Here is an 18,920-nt window from a genome sequence, read left to right as displayed (position 1 = left end):
TGTTATGTTCGGAATTGTCGAACATGCCTGTGCCGGGAGGACGTCATGACCGTCGAGCAATCCACCGCAGCCCCCGAAGACGCGGCCGCCCCGCAGGATTCACCGCCGGGGAGCGGTGCACGGTTCTGGGGCACCGCCTACACGCTGCTGATCCTGTTGACCGGCACGAATGTGGCCACACCGCTGTATCACGGCTACGCGCATCGGTTCGGGTTCTCACCGCTGGTGATGACGCTGGTGTTCGCGGTCTACATGGGGGTGCTGATTCCCGCGCTGCTGATCGCCGGCCCTGCCTCGGATGCACTGGGGCGGCGCCGGATTCTGCTGCCCGCGCTGGCGCTGGCGGCGCTGGGCACGCTGGGTTTCGCGCTGGCCGGCGCGGTGGTCTGGTTGTTCGCGGCCCGCATCCTGCAGGGGCTGGCGGTCGGGGCGGCCTCGGGTGCGCTCACCGCCGCGCTGACCGAGCTGGAACCGCACGGTGACCGCCGCCGCGCGGCCCTGGTGTCGGCGGTGGCTTCGGCCGGCGGCATGGGCCTGGGCCCGGTACTGGGAGCTGTTCTGGCGCAATATCTTCCAGCCCCCTACGTGACGCCGTTCGTGGTGGAGCTGGCGCTGCTGATCCCGGCCGCGGTGGCGGTGGCGGCGCTGCCGGAGACCGCGACCATCACCCGGTGGCGGCCGCGGCGGCCGAGTATCCCGGCCGGGATGGGTGCGGTCTTCGCGGCCGCGGGCACGGGCGCGTTCCTGGGTTTCGCGGTGGTCGGCGTCTTCCTCACACTGATCCCGACCTATGCCGCGACCCTGTCGGGCAGTGCGAATCTGGTGGTCGGCGGCGCGGCGGCCGCGCTGCTGCCCGCGGCGTGGGCGGTGGCGCAGCTGGTGGGTTACGGCAAATCCGAACGGGCTCTGGACTTCACGGGGTTCCCGCTGCTGGCGGTGGGCCTGGTACTGCTGGCGATCGCGGGGGCGGTCTCCTCGCTGCCGTTGCTGTTGTTCGCGACAGTGCTGGCCGGGGCCGGTCACGGCCTGGTGTTCCTGTCGGGATTGACCGCGATCAATGCGGCCGCGCCGGCCGATCGGCACGCCGATGTGCTGTCGACCTATTTCGTGATGGCCTATTGCGGCAGCGGCGGCCCGGTCATCGGCGTCGGCCTGCTGGCGGGCGCGACCGGTTTGCTGGCTGCGGTGCAGATCTTCTCGGCGGTGGTGGCGGTGCTGTGTGTGGTGCGGCTGGTGGCGCGGGTCGCGGTCGAGGCGCGACGCTAGCGGGTGCGCGAATGCGACGGCGCTCACGTCGGGTTGCCGATCGCGGCGGGCCGGTGTTTACTTCTGGTCGCAAGGTGCCGTCGTTAGCTGAGGCTCCTTCACGGATACAGGCCGGCGATCCCGAACGTCGAGAGACGCCCCGGATCAGGACAGGTTTCCCCGAGCTAAGGGGATGCCCCGACCGGCTCCCGCCGCCCGTGGCGGGTTCACGCCGTGGAGTGCTGAAGGTCTTACGAGGGGTGGTACCCGTACCGGCGATGTCGCGCCGGTCCCACTCCCCTGGCATGCGTGCGTGTGGCGTCGAGGAGGTGGTGGTCGTGCCCGATGGACCGGATCGAGTTCCGTTAGCCAATCGTTCACTCGGTGTCACTCCCGCAATCTCCCGGCCGCTACCCGTACCCCGGTAGCGTCCGAGTCCGGAGTGCGCCGTCATCCGCTGGGAGATCGAGATGACCATGTGGGAAATGCTGCTGCGGCTCGGCACGGGTGTCGGGTTGGGCGCGGTGATCGGGTTCGAGCGTCAGTTCCGGGCCCGGATGGCCGGACTGCGCACGAATTCGCTGGTCGCCGCCGGGGCGACCTTGTTCGTGCTGCTGTCCGCGCACGGCTTCAACGGCGCCTCGGCGGATCCGACTCGTGTTGCGGCACAGATTGTTTCGGGTATCGGCTTCCTGGGCGCGGGCGTGATCCTGCGCGACGGGTTCAATATCCGCGGCCTGAACACCGCCGCGACGCTGTGGTGTGCGGCGGCGGTGGGTGCGCTCGCGGGTGCGGGCATGTATTCGACCGCGGTGGCGGGCACGGTGGCGGTGGTGGTGGTCAATACCGCGCTGCGCACGGTGGCGCGCACGGTGGATCGCCCCGGTGTCGACGAGGCCGAGGCCCAGGAGGCGTTGTACGCCTTCCACGCCGACACCGACGACGCGCACGAGGCGCATGTGCGGGCGCTGCTGGTGCAGTCGCTGACGCGCACCGATTTCCGGCTGGTGTCGATCTCGAGCCACGACACCTCCCCGGGCCGGGTGCAGGTGCGGGCGGAGTTGACCGGGGACCGCCGCGACGACCGGCAGATGGAGGCCGCGGTGAGCCGGTTGAGCCTGGAGCCGTCGGTGACCAGCGTCGGGTGGCGCACGGTGCCGCTGCGGGCGGAGGCCGAGGAGTGAACGCCGCGCTGCGGTCGTATCCGTCGCGCGGGGTGGCTTCGGCGCAATCGCCGAGATCACGGTGGAGCAGCCGCGCCCGCGCAGCCGCCGCACGCCGGGGTTCGAGACGCTGGTCGATCAGATCTACGGTCTGCTCACCGGCCGTGACACCGAAGTCGCTGCGGCCCCGGCGGATACGTTGACGCCGTTCGCGGTGCCGCTGCCCGATGCCTCGGTCGGCGGGATCGCGGGTCTGCTGGAGCTGGTGTACGGCAACGACGGCCGCGCCGACCTGCCGGTGGTGGCCGACGAGCTGAATTTCGAGGTCGACGACCTGATGCCGCTGGTCGACGCGGCGGCGCTGCTGGGTCTGCTGCTGGTGGAGTCCGGTGACGTGATGCTGACCAATGTCGGGGCGAATTTCACCAATGCCGACATCCGGTCCAGCAAGGCGATTTTCGCCGCGCAGGCCCGCCGGCGTGCCCCGCTGGTGCGCACCATCTGCTCGGCGCTGGTGGGCAGCAGCGATCAGACGGTGGGCGCGGATTTCATTCTCGATCTGCTGCGGCGCGGCTGCTCCGACGACGACGCCCGCCGCCAGCTGGAGCTGGCCATCGACTGGGGCCGCTACGCCGAGTTGTACGACTACGACACCGATTCCGGCCGCATCACCGCCGATCCCGCCGCCGATCTGCGCGCGTCCTGAGTCACACCATCGCCGACGGGATCACCGTGGTGAGGCCGCCGTCGACGAGCAGGTCCTGACCGGTGATGTAGGAGGCGTCTGCGGAGGCCAGGAACGCGACGGCGGCGGCCACCTCGTCGCTGTCGCCGACCCGCCCCAGCGCCACCCGTGACCCCGCGGTGGCCTGCGCGTCGGCGGAGGCCTCGGCCCGGTAGGCGGGGGTGTCGATGTAGCCGGGGCTGACCGAGTTCACCCGGATTCCGCGCGGCGCCAACTCCGCCGCCAGCGTCCGCGTCAGATTCTGCACCGCCGCCTTCGTCGCCGAATACAGTGCGGCGCCGGGCGCGCCCCGATACGGGGCGAAGGAGGCGTTGAGGACGATCGCACCCCCGTCGACCAGCAGCGGCAGCATGTGCTGCACGGTGAAGAACGCGGCCTTGAAGTTGATCCCCACCACCCGATCGAACTCGTCGCCGGTGACCGCCGAAACAGGTTGGAACGCACCGATTCCCGCATTCACGAACGCCACATCCAGCCGCCCGAACCGCTCGGACACCACCCGCGCCAGCGCCGCGAGATCCTCGGGCTCGGTGGCGTCTCCGGCCGCCCCGGCCGCCCGCTCCCCCAGCTCGGCCACCGCGGTGTCCAGCCGGTCCTTGTCCCGCCCGGTCACGACCACCCACGCCCCCTCCGCGACGAGCCGCCGCGCGGCGGCCAGCCCCATCCCGCTGCTGCCGCCGGTGATGAGCGCGACCTTGTCCTGGAACCGGAACCCGTTGTGTGTCATGGCTTCAGCCTGCCGGGCCGCGTGATGGGTTAACAGTGCGCAGTTATCGTGGGTGTGCCACCACCACCTTGCCGGGCACGGCTCCCGCCGGCGCGGCGAGGGCGCCACCGGTGGTGACCGTTGTCAGTCCCTCAGTTCACAGATGACGACCGGGATCTCGCGGGTGGTTCGCTCCTGGTAGTTCGCGTAGCCCTGGTATGCCGAGGTGATCTGCGGCCACAGTTCGGCTCGCTCGCTGTGATCTGCGGTGTGTGCGTGCACTTTTCGCCGTCGGCCGTAGATCACCAGTTCGGCATCGGGGTGCGCCTGGAGGTTGCGGTACCAGTCGGGATTCCGGTCGTCGCCGCCCTTCGAGGCGACCAGCACGACCCGGCCGGCGTCATGGACCGGAGCGGTCAGGTAGCACGAGCGCGGCAGCCCCGACTTCCGCCCGACCGTGTGCAATTCGACCACCGGCATCCCGAACGGGTTGGCCAGCAGTTTGTTCCCGCTGACGGTGAGGACGACCCGGTGGGCGAGGTTCATCAGTTTGGCCCCGCTATCTTTCAGTGCGTACTTGTTCAACGCCTGTCCCTTGTCCCTGATGCATCGAAGCCTTCTACGACGGCCACTAGAGTCGAGTTAGCGCTGCAAACATTACCAGAAATGTGAGCAGGGTCAACATTGCTGGGTTGCGGCCCGCGAGCACGATTCGGTGCCGGCGAGCTCAGGCGGGCGAGGCCAGCCGGAGGCGGTGGAGCTGGTCGAGGCGAGCGGCGGTGTCGGTGCCGGCGCGGGGGTTGTAGAGAACCAGGTGGCGGTCGGATTGGTCGGCGAGGGTGAGGGTGGTGGCCTCGAAGTGGAGTTCACCGGCCTCGGGGTGTGCCAGCGCGTTGACCGCCTGCTGGGCCGGGCCGACATCGTGGCGCGACCACAGGCGCGCGAATTCCGGGCTGCGGGAAGCGAGTTCGGCGATGACGGAGTCGAAGCCGGGGTCGCCGGGGCAGAGTGCGGAGTCGGCACGGTAGGCGGCCACGACCGCGGGGGCGGCCTCGGACCAGGTCTGTGGCATGGCCAGGTAGCGCGGGTTGGTGAAGTAGGTGACCAGGCAGTTGCTGCCAGGGCCGTTGTAGCCGAAGACGGCGCGGGCGGTGTCGTTGTAGGCCAGCATATTCCAGTAGCGGTCGCGCAGAACGGCCGGGCGGGGGTTCCAGGCGTCGAGCAGGTTGCGGGTCTCGGCACCGATGCCGGTGCCGCTGTCGGTGGCGGCGCAGGGCGGGTTGAGACCGGCCAGGACGTAGAGGTGAGCGCGTTCGGGGGCGGTGAGCTGCAGGGCGGCGGCGACGGCATCGAGGACGTCGGTGGAGACGGTGATGTCGCGGCCCTGTTCGAGCCAGGTGTACCAGGAGACGCCGACACCGGCGAGGACGGCGACTTCCTCGCGGCGCAGCCCGGGGGTGCGGCGGCGGCCCGCGGCGGGCAGCCCGACCTGATCGGGGGTGAGGCGGGAGCGCCTGTCGCGCAGGAACTCTCGCAGATGGTCGCGTCGTCGGCCCGCTGTGTCCATACTTCACGCTAACAATCACGCATGCCCGTTTCGTTCGGGTCCCGGTTAGCATGTGACCGAATTCGGGTCTCGAGGGGGGCGGATGCGGCAGATTCTGGTGGCGGCGATGGTCGCGCTGGCGGTGTCGATCACGGTGACGCCGTTGCTGATCCGAGTCTTCACCCGCCACCGGCTGGGGCAGCAGATCCGGGCGGACGGCCCGGCGAGCCATCTGGCCAAGCGCGGCACCCCGACCATGGGCGGGCTGGCGATCCTGATCGCCCTGTGGTGCGGGTACGGGGCCGCGCACCTGGTGGGGATGTACTACGAGGGGACCGGCACGACCGCGTCGGGGCTGCTGGTGCTGGGGTTGGCGACCGCGCTGGGCGCGGTGGGTTTCCTCGACGATGTCATCAAGCTGTCCCAGCAGCGCAGCCTGGGGCTGACCGCGTCGGGCAAGTATCTCGGGCAGGTCAGTGCCGCTGTGCTCTTCGGGGTGCTGGCCCTGCATTTCCGGGGCGGTTCGGGGCTGACGCCGGGCAGCCGTCAGGTGTCGATCGTGCGCGACATCTCCACGGTCTCGCTGGGGCTGACCGGGTTCCTGCTGGCGGCGATCTTGCTGGTGGTGGCGTGGTCGAACGCGGTCAACATCACCGACGGCCTGGACGGGCTGGCGGCGGGTTCGGTGGGTCTGGCACTGGGGTCGTATGTGCTGATCACGTTCTGGCAGTACACCCATTCGTGCGCGGTCAAGGCGGTACCCGGCTGCTACACGGTGCGCGATCCGCTGGATCTTGCGCTGGTGTGCGCGGCCGGGACGGCGGCGTGTGTCGGATTCCTGTGGTGGAACGCGGCTCCGGCGAAGATCTTCATGGGTGACACCGGGGCGCTGGCGCTGGGCGGGCTGCTGGCGGGACTGTCGATCACCACCCGCACCGAGTTGCTGATGGTGGCGGTGGGCGCGTTGTTCGTGGCGGAGATCCTGTCGGTGCTGTTGCAGATCGTCATGTTCCGCACCACCCGCACGCGGCTGTTCAAGATGGCGCCGTTCCATCACCATTTCGAGCTGACCGGGTGGCCGGAGACCACGGTCATCGTCCGGTTCTGGCTGCTGGCCGCGATCGCCTCGGCCACCGGATTGATCGCCTTCTACGGTGAGCACCTCACCACCGCCGGCTCCCGGCTGCCCTGAGACCCGCACATGCCGTGTGGCCCATCCGGAAGCGTTTCCGTATGGGCCACACGGGTTTTCGGGTCAGTGCACCACGGCGGGCACGTCGGCCTCGGCGGGTGCGGCCGCTTTGGCGCGGGGCAGGAAGAACGCCGGGATCAAGGTGGCGACCAGCAGGCACAGCGCCACCACGAAGGTGTGGGCGAAGGCGCGCGCGGCGAGGTCGAAGCCCTCGCCGAGCAGGGTGTGCGGCAGCTGCGCGAGCTGGCCGTTGTAGCGCGACCCGATGGCCGCGTTGGCCAGCGACGGGTCGGGGGCGCCCGGGGGCAGCTGCACGCCCTTGCCGCCCAGGGTGTCGCCCCGGTTGAGCAGGCTGGTCAGCACCATGGAAATGGTTGCGGTGCCGATGGATCCGGCGGTCTGGTTGACGATGTTCATCAGCGTCGACCCGCGCGCGACCTCGCTGTGGGTCAGCGTCTGGATGGCGGCGGTCATGGTCGGCATCATGGTGCAGCCCATGCCCAGACCCATCACGAACAGCACCCCGCACAGCAGCGCATAGGGGGTGTCGGCCTTGACCTGGGTCAGGAACGCCATGGACAGCGCCATGACGGTGATACCGGTGAGCACGATCTTGCCGGGCCCGATCTTGTCGACCAGCCGGCCCGCGATCGGCATGGTGAGCATGGCGCCCAGGCCCTGCGGGGCGATGAGCAGACCGGCGGCCAGCGTCGATTCCCCGCGCACCTGCTGCAGATACGACGGCAGTAGCAGACCCGAGCCGAAGAACGCCATGGCGAACAGGGTCATGGTCATCACCGCGTAGCGCAGCGACTTGTTCTCGAACAGCCGCAGTTCGATCAGCGGGTGCTCGGTGCGCAGGGCGTGGAAGACGAAGCCGATCAGCAGCGCCAGGCCGATGATCGCGGGGATGAGCACCTTGGCCGATTCGACGGTGCCCTCACCGGGAATCGAGGACACGCCGTAGAGGAAGGCGGCCAGACCGGGCGAGGCCAGCAGCATGCCCAGGAAGTCGAAGCTCTGCGAGGGTTCAGGGTTGTCGCGCGGGAAGACGACGAACGCCAGGATCAGCGCGATGATGCCGATGGGCAGGTTGATCAGGAAGATCCAGTGCCAGCTGAAGGATTCGATCAGCCAGCCGCCCAGGATCGGGCCGCCGATCGGGCCCAGCAGCATGGGCACGCCCAGCACGGCCATGACGCGGCCGATGCGCTGCGGGCCGGCGGCGTGGGTCATGATCGTCATGCCCAGCGGCATGAGCATGCCGCCGCCCAGGCCCTGGATGACGCGGAAGGCGATGAGGGACTCGATGTTCCAGGCCGTCGAGCACAGCACCGAGCCGAGCACGAAGAACACCAGCGCCATCATGTAGAGGCGTTTGGTGCCGAAGCGGTCGGCGGCCCAGCCGGTGAGCGGGATGACGGTCGCCAGGGCGAGGGTGTAGCCGGTCATCGACCAGGCGGCGATGGCGTAGGTGGTGTCGAAATCGTGCTGGAAGGTGGGGATCGCTACGGTCACGACGGTCACGTCGAGGATCGACATGATGGCGCCGAGCACCACGACACCGGCGATTTTGAAGACGCCGATGTCCAGTTTGTCGTCGGCGGAATCGGCCGCCACGGTATCCGGAGGGGTGGTCACCGGTTCAGCCTGCCAGCCGGTCGGTTACGAAACCAGCACATATTGATATCGGCGTTTCGGCGGCATCCGGGCGGCATCGTCATCGCGTCTCATTCCGGCGGCGGTGGCCGGCCGTCGTCATTGTCGTAGAAGTTCTCCGCGGCCGCGTCGGCGGCGGCCTCGGCCCGCATCTCGAACTCGGCGGGGTCACCCGGATCCGGTTCGCGCACATCGCTTCTGCCCTCGGAATCGGTGGGATCGACGGGAATGCGATCGGTGCTCACGAGAGGTCCTCTCTGCAGCGCGATGGTCGCCAGGAGCCGGATCAACCGATCATACCGAGCGGTAGCAAATGTCCGGCGACTTCCCGGGCGCCCCGGTCGGGCCACTCGGCGCGCGTACGCTGGCGTTCTCGAGCGATCCAGTCGAGGAGTTCATTCGCGATGACCGACCCTGTAGTGGGCCTGACCGGTACGCTGACCTCGCCGATCCGGGGCAAGGGACTCCTCGGTGAGGTGCAGGTCGCTATTCGAGGGGGAACCGAGCTCTACATCGCCCGCGCCGAGGAGCCGTTGGCGGCCGGCGCGACCGTGCTCGTCGTGGCCGTGCATCCGGGGCGCATCGTCGATGTTGTTGCGTGGATTCCCCTTCCGGGCGATCGATAGATCGAGAACTTCTTTCCACGAGTAGAGGGAGACAACGATGCTCGGGTACCACGTTCCGGCGCCGGACCAGGCGATGCTGGTCAGCGGCGGCCGCGGCGGCAAGGACAACGCACCGTTTCGGGTGATCATCGGGCACGGCGCATGGGTGGTGCCGTTGTTCCGCAAGGTGCGGTATCTGTCGCTGGCCATGTTCGAGGCCGAGATCGGCGAACGCTGCGTCACCAAGCAGGCCATCCAGCTCGATGTGCGGGCGGTGATCGCGTTCAAGGTCGCCAACGACACGCAGTCGATCGTCAATGCGGCACAACGGTTCCTGTCCGAGCAGGAGCGCGAGATGAGCGTGCTGACCGGGCGTATCTTCTCCGGGCATCTGCGCTCGATCGTGGGCTCGATGACGGTGGAGGAGATCATCCGCGAACGCCAGAAACTGGCCGACGAGGTGCTGGTGGCCTCCAAGGTGGAGATGAGCAATATCGGGCTGTGGGTGGACTCGTTCCAGATCCAGCACATCGACGACGGCAACCTCGGCTACATCGCGGCCCTGGCCGCCCCGCACAATGCCGCGGTCAAGCGTGACGCGCAGATCGCGCAGGCCGCGGCCGCGCAGCTGGCGGCCCAGGCCGAGCAGGAGTCCCAGCGCAAGCAGGCCGAGTATCAGCGCGAGACCGCGATCCTCAAGGCGCAGTACCAGCGCGATATCGACAAGGCCAATGCCGAAGCGGCGCAGGCGGGTCCGCTCGCGCAGGCCACCGCGATGCAGGAGGTGCTGTCCGCGCAGGCCGAGCAGGCGCGCAAGCAGGCCGAGCTGCGTGAGCAGCAGTTGCAGGCCGAGGTGGTGAAACCGGCTCGGGCAGAGGCGGATCGGGTGCGGATCCTGGCCGAGGCCGAGGCCGATCGCACGCGCATCCAGGCCGAGGCGGCGGCGTCGAACAACCGGATCGCGCTGGATCAGCTGCTGATCGAGCAGTTGCCCGAGATCGTCAAGCAGGCGTCGGTGGGCCTGTCGAAGGCGAATCTGACCGTGCTCAACGGTCCCGATGGGGTCTCGGAGATCGTGAACGGCATGGTGGGCCAGGGACTGACGGTCTTCAATTCGTTGCAAAAGGCACTTTCCTCCAACAATGATCAGCCCGCGGACTAGAGTGACCGCCAGAGGGACGCGGCGACGAGGAGCGGGTGTTTAGGTGTCCATCGGGAAATTGGTGTCGTTCGACAGTTCTCGGGGTTTCGGATTCATCCGTCCGGAAGACGGTGGTCCGGATGTGTTCGTGCACGTCAACGACATCGGGCTGGACGAGGACGAGTTGCGCCAGGGGCGGGTGTTCGAATTCGATGTGACCGAGGGTGATCGGGGTCCCAAGGCGATCAACCTTGCGGTGGTGCCGGGGCAGTCGGCTCCGGTGCGGCACGCCAAGGGCAAGGATCATCGCGGGTCGGGGCAGCTGACTGCGGCCGAGCATCGCCGGCTGATCACCGAGTTGCTGCTGGATGCCTCGCCGCAGCTGACCGCGGCGGAGATCATCACCATCCGCGACCGGCTCACCGCCTTCGCCGATCAGCACGGGTGGATCGAGAACTGACCGGTTCGCATTACGATCGGTCTCGGGTCCATCGCGAACCGAGGAGGTCGTGTGCAACTACCCGTGATGCCACCGGTCAAACCGATGCTGGCCAAATCGGTCTCGGAGCTGCCCCGTGACCCGGGGTTGCTGTTCGAACCGAAATGGGACGGCTTCCGCTGCATCGTCTTCCGCGACGGCGACGAGATCGAACTGGGTTCCCGCAACGACCGGCCCCTGACCCGGTACTTCCCCGAACTGGTGGAACTACTGGGTCGGGCGCTGCCGGACCAGTGCGTGGTGGACGGGGAGATCGTGGTCGTCACCGAGAACGGCCTGGATTTCGACACGCTGCAGAACCGGCTGCATCCGGCGGCCTCGCGGGTGAAGAAGCTGGCGGTGGAGACACCGGCCAGCTTCGTCGGCTTCGACCTGCTGGCGCTGGGCGAGCAGGATCTGACCGATCGGCCCTTCGCCGAGCGGCGGCGGATGCTGGAAACCGTGCTCGACGGGCAGGCGCCGGGCACGCATCTGACACCGATGACCGAGGACCCGCAGGTGGCGGCGGACTGGTTCACCCGGTTCGAGGGCGCGGGGTTCGACGGGGTGATGGCCAAGGCGGCGGACCTGCCGTACCTGCAGGACAAGCGGGTGATGCTCAAGATCAAGCACGAGCGGACCGCCGACTGCGTGGTGGCCGGGTTCCGCTGGCACAAGGACGGGCAGGGGGTGGGGTCGCTGCTGCTGGGGTTGTTCGACGACGAGGGGAATCTGCATCACGTCGGGGTGGCGTCGAGTTTCACCGCGGCCCGGCGCAAGGAGCTGGTGGGTGAGCTGGAACCGTTGCGCGAGAACGCACTCGAGCAGCATCCGTGGCGATCGTGGGCCGATGCGGCCGCGCAGGCCAAGGCGGACGGGAAGATGCCGGGCGGGGTGAGCCGCTGGACCGGCGGCAAGGATCTGTCGTGGGAGGCGCTGCGCCCGGAGCTGGTGGCCGAGGTGCGCTACGAGCATGTGATGGCGGGCCGGCTGCGCCACGGTGGCCGGCTGGTGCGGTTCCGCACCGACCGCACCCCCGAATCGTGTACCTACGCCCAGCTCGACGAGGTGGCGCCCGCCGAGCTGGCCGACATCTTCGCCGACGCCAGGAACGCGAAAGGGACTGCGCGGTGAGCGATTCGTTGGAGCTCGAGGTGGCCGGGCATACGGTCGGCGTCTCCAATCCGGGCAAGGTGTACTTCTCCAAGCGTGGGGAGACCAAGCTGGATCTGGTGAATTACTATCTGGCCGTTGCCGATCCGATCATGCGGACCATCGGCGGGCGGCCGGTGCTGCTGGAACGGTATCCGGATGGGGCCTCGGGGAAGTCCTGGTTCCAGAAGCGGGTGCCGAAGTCGGTGCCGGACTGGTTGCAGACCACGGTGGTGTCGACGCCGAACGGGACCACCAGCGACGCGCTGGTCGCTGTCGATATGGCGCACATCGTGTGGGCGGTGAACCTGGGCTGCCTGGGTTTCCACGTCTGGCCCACCCATGCCGGCGCCGAGGCCGCCTCCACGTTTCCCCCGGTCATGGACGCGGCCGGCACTGTCCTGCCGCCGACCGGGGTGACCGATGAGTTGCGTATCGATCTGGACCCCTCCCCCGGTATCGGTTTCGACGATCTGCGGGCGGCCGCCTTCGCCACCCGCGAGCTGTGCACCGAACTGGGTATCGATGTGCGCGTGAAGACCTCCGGCTCGCGCGGTCTGCACCTGTACGCGCTGCTGCAACCGGAGTGGGACGGTTATCAGGTTCGTGCCGCGGCGGTCGCGCTGGCCCGTGAGCTCGAGCGCCGCGACCCCGAGCGCATCACGGCCGCCTGGTGGAAGGAAGAGCGCGGTTCGCGGGTGTTCGTGGATTTCAACCAGAATGCCCCGCACAAAACGGTTTTCGGTGCCTGGTGTGTCCGCCCGAAGGTCGGCGCGCAGGTGTCCACCCCGATTTCGTGGGAGGCGCTGGAGACGATCGTCCCCGACGAACTGACCATCGCGACGGTCCCGGCCCGGGTCGCCGAACTGGGTGACCCGTGGGCCGATCGTGTCCCCCAGTCCCTGGAACCACTGCTGGAGATGTCGGAGAAGGACATGGCCGCAGGGTTGATGGACGCGCCCTGGCCGCCGGTCTATCCGAAGATGCCCAACGAGCCGCCGCGCGTGCAGCCGAGCAAGGCTCGCAAGGACAGCGCCGAATAGCGGTGTGCCGGTAGCACTCTCACCGCACAGGCCCCGGCGAGCGCGGCTCGCCGGGGCCTGTGCGGTTGTGAGATGTCTCGTGGTGGCGGACGGCGAGTTGTGGCGTTACCGTCATCGGCGACAACGCCGACGACACGGGCTATATCTGGAATGTCGTGCTGCCCGAACAGTTTCCGACACACCACCGACAGGCAGGGACATTCGATGGACAGCAATATCGAACGCGTGGCGTGGGACCACCGGGCCGCCGCCGCGTACGTGCGTGCGGCCGGTGATGCCGCGGCCCTGCTGGGCACCGCGAAGGATCACGCGCACACCGTGGCCGGTATGGACCTGTCCGGGCTGGGGACCCTCGGCAACGGGTTCGCCGCGGCCTGGGCGGCGGCCTGGACCACCCACGGCGGCCACCTGCAGACCGCGTCGGCGCTCACCGGCGCCTACGGCCGGGCCGTCACCGGGTGGGGGACCGTGCTCGGCGGGGCGGACACCGAGTCCGCGGCCACGATTGCGGGCGCCGTCCCCGGCACCGACGAGATCCAGGCGTAGGCCCGTCAGCGGATCAGGGGGACAACCGATATGCAGACCGGCATTCAGGGCGGAGACCTCACCGCGGTGGCGGAACCCGCTCTGGTCACCGCCTTGGTCGCACCGCTGGTGAAGCTGCGCGCGGCTCTGGGCGACGGGACCCGCCCCGGCGGGACGGCCCTGGCGGCGCTGGCGGCGGTGCCGGGCCTCGTGCGCGCTGCCGAGGACGCCCACCGGGGCGGGATCATGCCGCTGGCGTCCACCGACACCGCCGCGGCGGCGGTGCCCGTCCTGACGCGAACGGGCGATGAGGTGGGTGCCCTGGCCGACGTGGCGGAAACCCTTGCGCCGCTGGTGACCTCGGCCTACGCCATTCGCGACAAGGCCGCCGCCGACCTGGATGCCCTCATCGCCGATTTCCGGGCGCAGGCCACGCCGCTGGTGAAAGCCGCACGCTCGCAAGCGGATCTGGACTCGGTGGTGAGCCTGGCGGCGGACTACGTGCGTGACGGGGTGAGCGTGGCCGAGGCAGCCGACGGCCGCATGGACATCCTCACGGCCCGGATCACCAGCATCGACCAGGCCGGGGTCACCGTGCCCACCGGCCTGCCGATCGACAACGACATCAGCACACAGCGCGACGGACAGGCGGGCACGATCTCATGAATTTGTTCGGCGACCTGCCCGGCTTCGCGGGTGGACCGATCCTGCCCCCGCCCGGCAGCCCGGTCCCGGTGCCCCCGCCCGGCCCCGACACCGACCCGCCCGAGACGGAGGACTTCGAGGTCACCGGCGATATCCGCGATCACAGCTGGGACGAGCTGCCGACCGCGCGGCCCGGCCACCGGACCACCCTGTGGGACGATCCCGAGCACGCCGCGGCCCTGCAGGGCCCGCTGGCGGCCACCGATCCGGTGCTCGGGGCCGACACCACCACCGAGGCGGGCACCGCGCGCATCGATACGCACACCACCTACCACGAGATCGAAAAGCATTGCGCCGCCGAGTATTCGGTGACTCTCACGACCCAGATCAAGGCTCAGCCATGACCGACCCTGACGTTCCGGTGTTCACCACCACCAGCAGCAACCGCACCATCACCGTGACCGCCACCGACGCCGGCCAGATCATCGAACTCCGTTTCGAGGCCGCCGAATACGGCCGCGGTGCCGCCGCCCTGGCCGCCGAGATCGTGCGCCTGGCCCAGCGCTGCACCCTGCTGGCCCGTGCCCGCCGCCGCGAGGTCCTGGCCGCCTTCGGCCTGGCCGACGTACTCCTGGACCGCCTGGGGCTGCCCGACCCCCACACCGTCGCCGCCGAACTCGCCCGCCTGGACGCCCCCACCGCCGACACCACCCCGCACAGCTGGGTGCGTGCCCTATGAGCGCCGACATGCAAGCCCTCATCGCTCAGGTCGGCGACCAGCTCGAAGCCCTCACCCTCGCCGCCGACGGCCTGGCCCGAGTCACCGGCCACGCCTCCGGCCTGCACGGCACCATCACCGCCCAGGTGGCGGGCGACGGCGCCCTGACCGCCCTGACACTGGCCGAGTCCATCACCGCCCACCCACCCGACCAGGCCGCCGCCGCCATCCTGGCCACCATCACCGCGGCCACCACCGCCGCCGCTCGCCAGCGCGCCGAACTGCTGGCCCACCTCAGCGACACCCTCACCTAGCTGTCCTGGCTGCCGTCCCCGAACAGCGCGAGCTGGCGCGACGAAGCAACCGATCCCCCGATCTTGCGCAGACACCGGGCGCACGTGACTTCCGCCCGGGTCGGCTCCAGCGCAGTCGGCGACCACCCGGCAACACCGGTGTGGCACAACAGCTCCGGCACCTCCTCACCCTCGATCCAGTGCCCGAGGCTGACCGCGTGCACGGTACGCCCGGACCGCACGACGGCGTGCACACCCGGGTCGCCGAACACCGCTCGCGCGGCGGAGGCTAGAGGAGCGATATCGGTCATGCGCCCAGACGATAGGTCTGGTCACCGACAAACCGAACCCACCAGGACCTGCTCCGGGCACTCGCCGAAGATCCCCACGCGACTTACGTAATGTCGTGTAACGTAACAATAAGGTGAGGGTTCTGTTCCAGTGCCGCATACATCGAGGCTGATGGCCGGGCTCGTGCGTGCCGTTCCGCAGTCCGCAGGGTCCGTGCTCGATCTCGTGGAATTAACGTGTCTAGGTGGTATGTAAATGGCGCAGGTGATCGTCGAATGAAGATCGACGTGCAGTTGGATTGCCGGCCCGAGGACTCCGAGCAGGCAGCCGTCGAGAACGCTGCTCTCGGTGTCGACGGGTTGTTCAGCTTCGAGGGCGCCCACGATGTTTTTCTGCCGCTGGCGCTCGCGGCGCGGGTCGCCGACCTGGACTTCTTGACCAATGTCGCGGTCGCGTTGCCTCGCAGTCCCTTGCATCTGGCGCATCTGGCCTACGACATGCAGTCGATCACGAAGGGGCGGTTTCGGCTCGGTCTGGGGTCTCAGATTCGGTCCCACATCGAAAACCGGTACGGGGGTCACTGGTCGCGTCCGGCGGCGCGGATGCGAGAGACGGTGGCCGCGATCAAGGCGATCCTCGACACCTGGCAGTACGGCACACCGCTGCGGTTCGAGGGCGAGTTCACCCGCCACACGCTGATGACGCCCACATTCGATCCCGGACCGAACCGTTTCGGCCCTCCGCAGGTGTGCCTGGGCGCGTTGGGCCCGGTGATGACACGCACGGCCGCCGAAGTGGCCGACGGCTTGCTGGTGATGCCGTTCGGCAGCCGCCGCCATTTCGGGGAGGTCACCGTGCCCGCGGTCGAGGAGGGCCTGGCGCGAGCCGGTCGCACACGGGCCGATCTGGCGATCTATCCGCAGGCGATCGTCGCGGTGGGCCGCACACCGGAGCAGCTCGACGCGGCGCGTCACGGTGTGAGACGACTTCTCGCGTTCTACGGCTCGACACCGGCCTATCGGTCGGTGCTCGAGGTCGAGGGGTGGGGCGGGCTGCAGCCGCGACTGCGTCAGCTGGCCAGGCGCGGCGAGTTCGACGCGATGGCCGATCTCGTCGACGACGCGATGCTCGACACCTACGCGGTGGCCGGGACACCCGAGCAGTGCGCGACCGAGATCCGGTCACGGTTCTCCGCGCACGCCGATCGGGTGTGCTGCTATTTCCCGGGCTACTCCCCCAGCGGTCAGCACATCGCGGATCTGGCCCACGCGGTCAAGGACAGCGCCGCATGAGCGGGGTGCGGGTCGAGATCGTCGACGGTGTCGGGCTGGTGACGCTCGATCGTCCCGCCAAGCGCAACGCTTTCGACGGGCCCATGGGGCGGGCACTGGGCCGGGCCTACGGCCGGTTGGACGAGGATCGGACGGTGCGGGTGATCGTATTGACCGGCACACCGCCCGCGTTCTGCGCCGGGGCCGACCTGTCGGCGGGCGCACAAACCTTCGCCGCACCCGAGGATCCGGGCTTCTCCGCCTCACCGATCACACCGCCGGCATTCGATCTCCGCACACCGGTGATCGCTGCGGTGAACGGGCACGCCATCGGCATCGGGCTCACCCTCGCTCTGCAGGCCGACATCCGTGTGATGGCGGCGGAGGGAAAATACGCGATCCCCCAGGTACGCCGCGGGGTGATCCCGGACATGATGGCGCACTGGACCCTGCCTCGGATCGGCGGGATCGCCGTTGCGGCCGATCTCCTGCTGACCGGTCGGACGTTCGACGGCACCGAGGCCGTCAGTCTGGGACTGGCATCTCGATGTGTACCCGCGGACCGGGTGCTGGCGACAGCGATGGATATCGCTTCCGACATCGCGACCAACGTGGCGCCCCGGTCGGCGGCGTTGAGCAAGCGGCTGCTGTGGGACGCCGCCCGCACCGCCGACACCCCCGAAGTCGTGGCCGCCCGCGAGACTGCGGTCCACCGGCAGCTGATGGGAACCCCGGATGCCCGCGAGGGGGTGCGCGCCCACCTCGAGCGCCGCGCCCCCCGATGGGCACCGGCGGAACCTGTGACCCACGACCACGCCGAGTAAGAGAAGAGGCCCTCCGGCAATGGGAAACACCAGCAGATTCGGTGCCACGACGGTGACCGACGACGTCCTCGCCGACACCGACCTCACCGGCCATGTCGCACTGGTGACCGGCGCCACCAGCGGGCTCGGTGCCGAGACCGCGCGGTCACTGGCCGCGGCCGGCGCCGAGGTGATCCTGGCGGTACGGGACATCGCAGCCGCCACCGTGCTGTGTGAACGGATCCGTGACCGGCATCCGCACGCTGTGCTGGACGCGGTCCACCTCGATCTGGCCGACCTCGGCAGCGTGCGGGCGGCTGCGCATCTGCTCACTGCCCGTCGGCAGCGGCTGAACATCCTGATCAACAACGCGGCGGTGATGTACACGCCGTTCGGGCACACCACCGACGGGTTCGAGCTGCAGTTCGGGATCAACCATCTCGGCCACTTCGTCCTGACGACCGGTCTGCGCGCCGCGCTGTCGGCCGGTGCCCAGCACACGGGTTACCCCAGCCGTATCGTCACGGTCTCCTCCGACGCCCACCACCGGTACCCGGCCGACCTGGGTGACCCGAACTTCCATCGACGCAGCTACGACAAATTCGCCTCCTACGGCCAGTCCAAATCGGCCAACATCCTGATGACCGTCGCACTGGCCGCGCGGCCGACCGGGGACGTGCACGCCTTCGCCGTGCATCCAGGAGTGTGCGCCACCAACCTGGCCCGGCACATGTCCCGCACGGACTTCACCGAGATGCGCCGGCTGTCGAGCCGCGACCCCGGCCTGCTGCGCACCCTCAAATCGGTGCCCGCCGCCGCGGCAACCACGGTCTGGGCGGCGACCGACGCTCGACTGCCCGAACTCAACGGCGCTTACCTCGCCGACTGCGCGCCGGCGCAAGCCAGTGCCCATGCCACCGATCTCGACGCCGCCGGCGCGCTGTGGGAGTTGTCCGAGCAGCTCACCGCGCACCGGCCGTGACCGCACCCCTCACCTGCGTGCCGTATTCGCGCCGGCGACCTCGCTGTGTCGTGCCGCGACCACATAGAGTGCGCCGGCGAGGGTTTCGACGTAGGCGTCGGCATCGTCGAGCCCGCGTCGCAGCCCGCGCATGGACGTGGAATCGGCCAGGAGATCGAACAGGAATTCGGTGTCGACATCGGCGCTGATTTCGCCGCGCTGCACGGCATGGTCGATCAAGTCCGAAAATGCTTGTCGCACAGGCGCACCCAGGGCGGTCAATCGAGCCCGTGCCTGTTCGGTCTGGGTGTCGGCCAACAGCCCCGGAAAGCCCGCCCGCGCAGCGGGGCGCGCCGCGCGGGCCAGGAAGGTCTGGACCCAGGTCTTCAGATCCTCGCGCAGGTCACCGGTCTCCATCGGCAGCGGATGCCCGCCGGGGCCGTGCACGGCCTCCTCGATCAACGCCTCCCGAGTCGGCCAGCGGCGGTAGATCGCCGGCGTATTCACACCCGACTGCCGTGAGATCGCCGCGATCGTCGTCTGTTGGTAACCGACCTCGGCCAGCAGGCGACGAGCCGCCACCAGCACGGCCTGATCCTTCGATTCGTCCCGTGGACGGCCCATCCGCGGCCCCGCTCCCTCGCTCATAATTCCATGTAATCACGCTACGTTTCTGCGGACCAGAATCTGGCAGTGACGGGTTGCAGAGGCTGATAACCCTGCGTATATGGACTGTTC

At 69.0% G+C, this 18,920-nt stretch carries 24 protein-coding genes and 1 riboswitch; of the genes, 17 read left to right on the top strand and 7 right to left on the bottom strand.

What is annotated here, in order from left to right; translation table 11 throughout:
- Positions 1-45 precede the first annotated feature (45 nt).
- From ACWEQQ_RS13485 to ACWEQQ_RS13475, 3 genes are all read left to right on the top strand, one after another.
- Positions 46-1,266: an MFS transporter gene (locus tag ACWEQQ_RS13485; RefSeq protein ID WP_452348412.1), complete on the top strand. Its 1,221-nt coding sequence runs from the start codon at positions 46-48 to the stop codon at positions 1,264-1,266.
- A 72-nt stretch (positions 1,267-1,338) separates the two neighbouring features.
- Positions 1,339-1,514: riboswitch (M-box (ykoK) riboswitch) on the top strand.
- A gap of 201 nt (positions 1,515-1,715) precedes the next feature.
- On the top strand, positions 1,716-2,429 hold the full coding sequence (locus ACWEQQ_RS13480; RefSeq protein ID WP_452340848.1) for an MgtC/SapB family protein: 714 nt from the start codon (positions 1,716-1,718) through the stop codon (positions 2,427-2,429).
- Between the two features lie 61 nt (positions 2,430-2,490).
- On the top strand, positions 2,491-3,114 hold the full coding sequence (locus ACWEQQ_RS13475; RefSeq protein ID WP_452348411.1) for an AAA-associated domain-containing protein: 624 nt from the start codon (positions 2,491-2,493) through the stop codon (positions 3,112-3,114).
- A 1-nt stretch (position 3,115) separates the two neighbouring features.
- On the opposite strand, the gene ACWEQQ_RS13470 is transcribed toward ACWEQQ_RS13475, so the two are convergent.
- The 3 genes from ACWEQQ_RS13470 to ACWEQQ_RS13460 form a co-directional block, all read right to left on the bottom strand.
- On the bottom strand, positions 3,116-3,880 hold the full coding sequence (locus tag ACWEQQ_RS13470) for an SDR family NAD(P)-dependent oxidoreductase (protein WP_452348410.1): 765 nt from the start codon (positions 3,878-3,880) through the stop codon (positions 3,116-3,118).
- A gap of 123 nt (positions 3,881-4,003) precedes the next feature.
- On the bottom strand, positions 4,004-4,444 hold the full coding sequence (locus tag ACWEQQ_RS13465; protein WP_452340851.1) for a nitroreductase family deazaflavin-dependent oxidoreductase: 441 nt from the start codon (positions 4,442-4,444) through the stop codon (positions 4,004-4,006).
- Positions 4,445-4,586: 142 nt separating this feature from the next.
- On the bottom strand, positions 4,587-5,426 hold the full coding sequence (locus ACWEQQ_RS13460) for a helix-turn-helix transcriptional regulator (protein ID WP_452348409.1): 840 nt from the start codon (positions 5,424-5,426) through the stop codon (positions 4,587-4,589).
- Between the two features lie 82 nt (positions 5,427-5,508).
- Between ACWEQQ_RS13460 and mraY the strand changes: the two genes are divergently transcribed.
- Entirely contained in the window at positions 5,509-6,597 is a 1,089-nt protein-coding gene (gene mraY, locus ACWEQQ_RS13455; protein WP_452348408.1) for a phospho-N-acetylmuramoyl-pentapeptide-transferase, read from the top strand.
- 63 nt (positions 6,598-6,660) lie between these two features.
- Here the strand turns inward: mraY and ACWEQQ_RS13450 are convergent, their stop codons facing one another.
- Both ACWEQQ_RS13450 and ACWEQQ_RS13445 read right to left on the bottom strand, forming a co-directional pair.
- Entirely contained in the window at positions 6,661-8,238 is a 1,578-nt protein-coding gene (locus ACWEQQ_RS13450) for a DHA2 family efflux MFS transporter permease subunit (RefSeq protein ID WP_452340854.1), read from the bottom strand.
- An 89-nt stretch (positions 8,239-8,327) separates the two neighbouring features.
- Entirely contained in the window at positions 8,328-8,501 is a 174-nt protein-coding gene (locus ACWEQQ_RS13445) for a hypothetical protein (RefSeq protein WP_452348407.1), read from the bottom strand.
- A 159-nt stretch (positions 8,502-8,660) separates the two neighbouring features.
- Here ACWEQQ_RS13445 and ACWEQQ_RS13440 point away from each other — a divergent pair, with 159 nt between their 5' ends.
- The 10 genes from ACWEQQ_RS13440 to ACWEQQ_RS13395 all read left to right on the top strand — a co-directional run bounded on the left by ACWEQQ_RS13440 (position 8,661) and on the right by ACWEQQ_RS13395 (position 14,877).
- On the top strand, positions 8,661-8,882 hold the full coding sequence (locus ACWEQQ_RS13440) for a hypothetical protein (RefSeq protein ID WP_354833062.1): 222 nt from the start codon (positions 8,661-8,663) through the stop codon (positions 8,880-8,882).
- A 37-nt stretch (positions 8,883-8,919) separates the two neighbouring features.
- Complete coding sequence (locus ACWEQQ_RS13435) at positions 8,920-10,023, top strand: SPFH domain-containing protein (RefSeq protein WP_364611279.1); 1,104 nt, start codon at positions 8,920-8,922, stop codon at positions 10,021-10,023.
- 43 nt (positions 10,024-10,066) lie between these two features.
- Positions 10,067-10,462, top strand: a complete 396-nt coding sequence (locus tag ACWEQQ_RS13430; protein ID WP_452340856.1) for a cold-shock protein — start codon at positions 10,067-10,069, stop codon at positions 10,460-10,462.
- A gap of 51 nt (positions 10,463-10,513) precedes the next feature.
- On the top strand, positions 10,514-11,614 hold the full coding sequence (locus ACWEQQ_RS13425; protein WP_452340857.1) for an ATP-dependent DNA ligase: 1,101 nt from the start codon (positions 10,514-10,516) through the stop codon (positions 11,612-11,614).
- Positions 11,611-12,675 (top strand): DNA polymerase domain-containing protein, encoded by a 1,065-nt coding sequence (locus ACWEQQ_RS13420; RefSeq protein ID WP_452348406.1) that lies wholly within the window; start codon positions 11,611-11,613, stop codon positions 12,673-12,675. The genes ACWEQQ_RS13425 and ACWEQQ_RS13420 overlap by 4 nt, the downstream gene beginning before the upstream one ends.
- A 204-nt stretch (positions 12,676-12,879) precedes the next feature.
- A complete protein-coding gene (locus tag ACWEQQ_RS13415; RefSeq protein ID WP_452348405.1) occupies positions 12,880-13,221 on the top strand; it encodes a hypothetical protein in 342 nt (113 codons plus the stop codon).
- A 30-nt stretch (positions 13,222-13,251) separates the two neighbouring features.
- Entirely contained in the window at positions 13,252-13,866 is a 615-nt protein-coding gene (locus tag ACWEQQ_RS13410; RefSeq protein WP_452348404.1) for a hypothetical protein, read from the top strand.
- Entirely contained in the window at positions 13,863-14,249 is a 387-nt protein-coding gene (locus tag ACWEQQ_RS13405) for a hypothetical protein (protein ID WP_452348403.1), read from the top strand. The genes ACWEQQ_RS13410 and ACWEQQ_RS13405 overlap by 4 nt, the downstream gene beginning before the upstream one ends.
- Positions 14,246-14,584, top strand: coding sequence for a hypothetical protein (locus ACWEQQ_RS13400; RefSeq protein WP_452348402.1), 339 nt, complete (start codon positions 14,246-14,248; stop codon positions 14,582-14,584). The genes ACWEQQ_RS13405 and ACWEQQ_RS13400 overlap by 4 nt, the downstream gene beginning before the upstream one ends.
- Positions 14,581-14,877, top strand: coding sequence for a YbaB/EbfC family nucleoid-associated protein (locus ACWEQQ_RS13395; protein WP_452348401.1), 297 nt, complete (start codon positions 14,581-14,583; stop codon positions 14,875-14,877). The genes ACWEQQ_RS13400 and ACWEQQ_RS13395 overlap by 4 nt, the downstream gene beginning before the upstream one ends.
- Here ACWEQQ_RS13395 and ACWEQQ_RS13390 read toward each other — a convergent pair.
- Positions 14,874-15,167 carry a hypothetical protein gene (locus tag ACWEQQ_RS13390; protein ID WP_452348400.1) on the bottom strand — a complete coding sequence of 98 codons (294 nt, stop codon included), beginning with the start codon at positions 15,165-15,167 and terminating at the stop codon, positions 14,874-14,876. The two genes, ACWEQQ_RS13395 and ACWEQQ_RS13390, sit on opposite strands and share 4 nt — an antisense overlap.
- 255 nt (positions 15,168-15,422) lie before the next feature.
- On the opposite strand from ACWEQQ_RS13390, the gene ACWEQQ_RS13385 reads away from it, so the two are divergent.
- From ACWEQQ_RS13385 to ACWEQQ_RS13375, 3 genes are read left to right on the top strand one after another with little or no spacing between them, the layout of a single operon-like run.
- Positions 15,423-16,439, top strand: a complete 1,017-nt coding sequence (locus ACWEQQ_RS13385) for a TIGR03617 family F420-dependent LLM class oxidoreductase (protein ID WP_452348399.1) — start codon at positions 15,423-15,425, stop codon at positions 16,437-16,439.
- Entirely contained in the window at positions 16,436-17,242 is an 807-nt protein-coding gene (locus ACWEQQ_RS13380; protein ID WP_452348398.1) for an enoyl-CoA hydratase/isomerase family protein, read from the top strand. The genes ACWEQQ_RS13385 and ACWEQQ_RS13380 overlap by 4 nt, the downstream gene beginning before the upstream one ends.
- A gap of 52 nt (positions 17,243-17,294) precedes the next feature.
- A complete protein-coding gene (locus ACWEQQ_RS13375) occupies positions 17,295-18,203 on the top strand; it encodes an SDR family NAD(P)-dependent oxidoreductase (protein ID WP_452348397.1) in 909 nt (302 codons plus the stop codon).
- 9 nt (positions 18,204-18,212) lie between these two features.
- Here ACWEQQ_RS13375 and ACWEQQ_RS13370 read toward each other — a convergent pair whose 3' ends face one another.
- Positions 18,213-18,806 (bottom strand): TetR/AcrR family transcriptional regulator, encoded by a 594-nt coding sequence (locus ACWEQQ_RS13370; protein WP_452348396.1) that lies wholly within the window; start codon positions 18,804-18,806, stop codon positions 18,213-18,215.
- Positions 18,807-18,920: the final 114 nt, after the last annotated feature.

The organism is Nocardia sp. NPDC004123 (assembly GCF_053603795.1).
Note: the sequence above shows the minus strand (reverse complement) of the source record. Positions and strands in the feature narration are given on the sequence as shown.

Bases quoted from the DNA above. Each gene is read 5' to 3' on its own strand.
- ACWEQQ_RS13485 (WP_452348412.1), top strand. From the start codon at position 46: ATGACCGTCGAGCAATCCACCGCAGCCCCCGAAGACGCGGCCGCCCCG.
- ACWEQQ_RS13405 (WP_452348403.1), top strand. From the start codon at position 13,863: ATGAATTTGTTCGGCGACCTGCCCGGCTTCGCGGGTGGACCGATCCTG.
- ACWEQQ_RS13435 (WP_364611279.1), top strand. From the start codon at position 8,920: ATGCTCGGGTACCACGTTCCGGCGCCGGACCAGGCGATGCTGGTCAGC.
- ACWEQQ_RS13470 (WP_452348410.1), bottom strand. From the start codon at position 3,880: ATGACACACAACGGGTTCCGGTTCCAGGACAAGGTCGCGCTCATCACC.
- ACWEQQ_RS13480 (WP_452340848.1), top strand. From the start codon at position 1,716: ATGACCATGTGGGAAATGCTGCTGCGGCTCGGCACGGGTGTCGGGTTG.
- ACWEQQ_RS13415 (WP_452348405.1), top strand. From the start codon at position 12,880: ATGGACAGCAATATCGAACGCGTGGCGTGGGACCACCGGGCCGCCGCC.
- ACWEQQ_RS13400 (WP_452348402.1), top strand. From the start codon at position 14,246: ATGACCGACCCTGACGTTCCGGTGTTCACCACCACCAGCAGCAACCGC.
- ACWEQQ_RS13440 (WP_354833062.1), top strand. From the start codon at position 8,661: ATGACCGACCCTGTAGTGGGCCTGACCGGTACGCTGACCTCGCCGATC.
- ACWEQQ_RS13395 (WP_452348401.1), top strand. From the start codon at position 14,581: ATGAGCGCCGACATGCAAGCCCTCATCGCTCAGGTCGGCGACCAGCTC.
- ACWEQQ_RS13380 (WP_452348398.1), top strand. From the start codon at position 16,436: ATGAGCGGGGTGCGGGTCGAGATCGTCGACGGTGTCGGGCTGGTGACG.
- mraY (WP_452348408.1), top strand. From the start codon at position 5,509: ATGCGGCAGATTCTGGTGGCGGCGATGGTCGCGCTGGCGGTGTCGATC.
- ACWEQQ_RS13460 (WP_452348409.1), bottom strand. From the start codon at position 5,426: ATGGACACAGCGGGCCGACGACGCGACCATCTGCGAGAGTTCCTGCGC.
- ACWEQQ_RS13410 (WP_452348404.1), top strand. From the start codon at position 13,252: ATGCAGACCGGCATTCAGGGCGGAGACCTCACCGCGGTGGCGGAACCC.
- ACWEQQ_RS13390 (WP_452348400.1), bottom strand. From the start codon at position 15,167: ATGACCGATATCGCTCCTCTAGCCTCCGCCGCGCGAGCGGTGTTCGGC.
- ACWEQQ_RS13370 (WP_452348396.1), bottom strand. From the start codon at position 18,806: ATGGGCCGTCCACGGGACGAATCGAAGGATCAGGCCGTGCTGGTGGCG.
- ACWEQQ_RS13385 (WP_452348399.1), top strand. From the start codon at position 15,423: ATGAAGATCGACGTGCAGTTGGATTGCCGGCCCGAGGACTCCGAGCAG.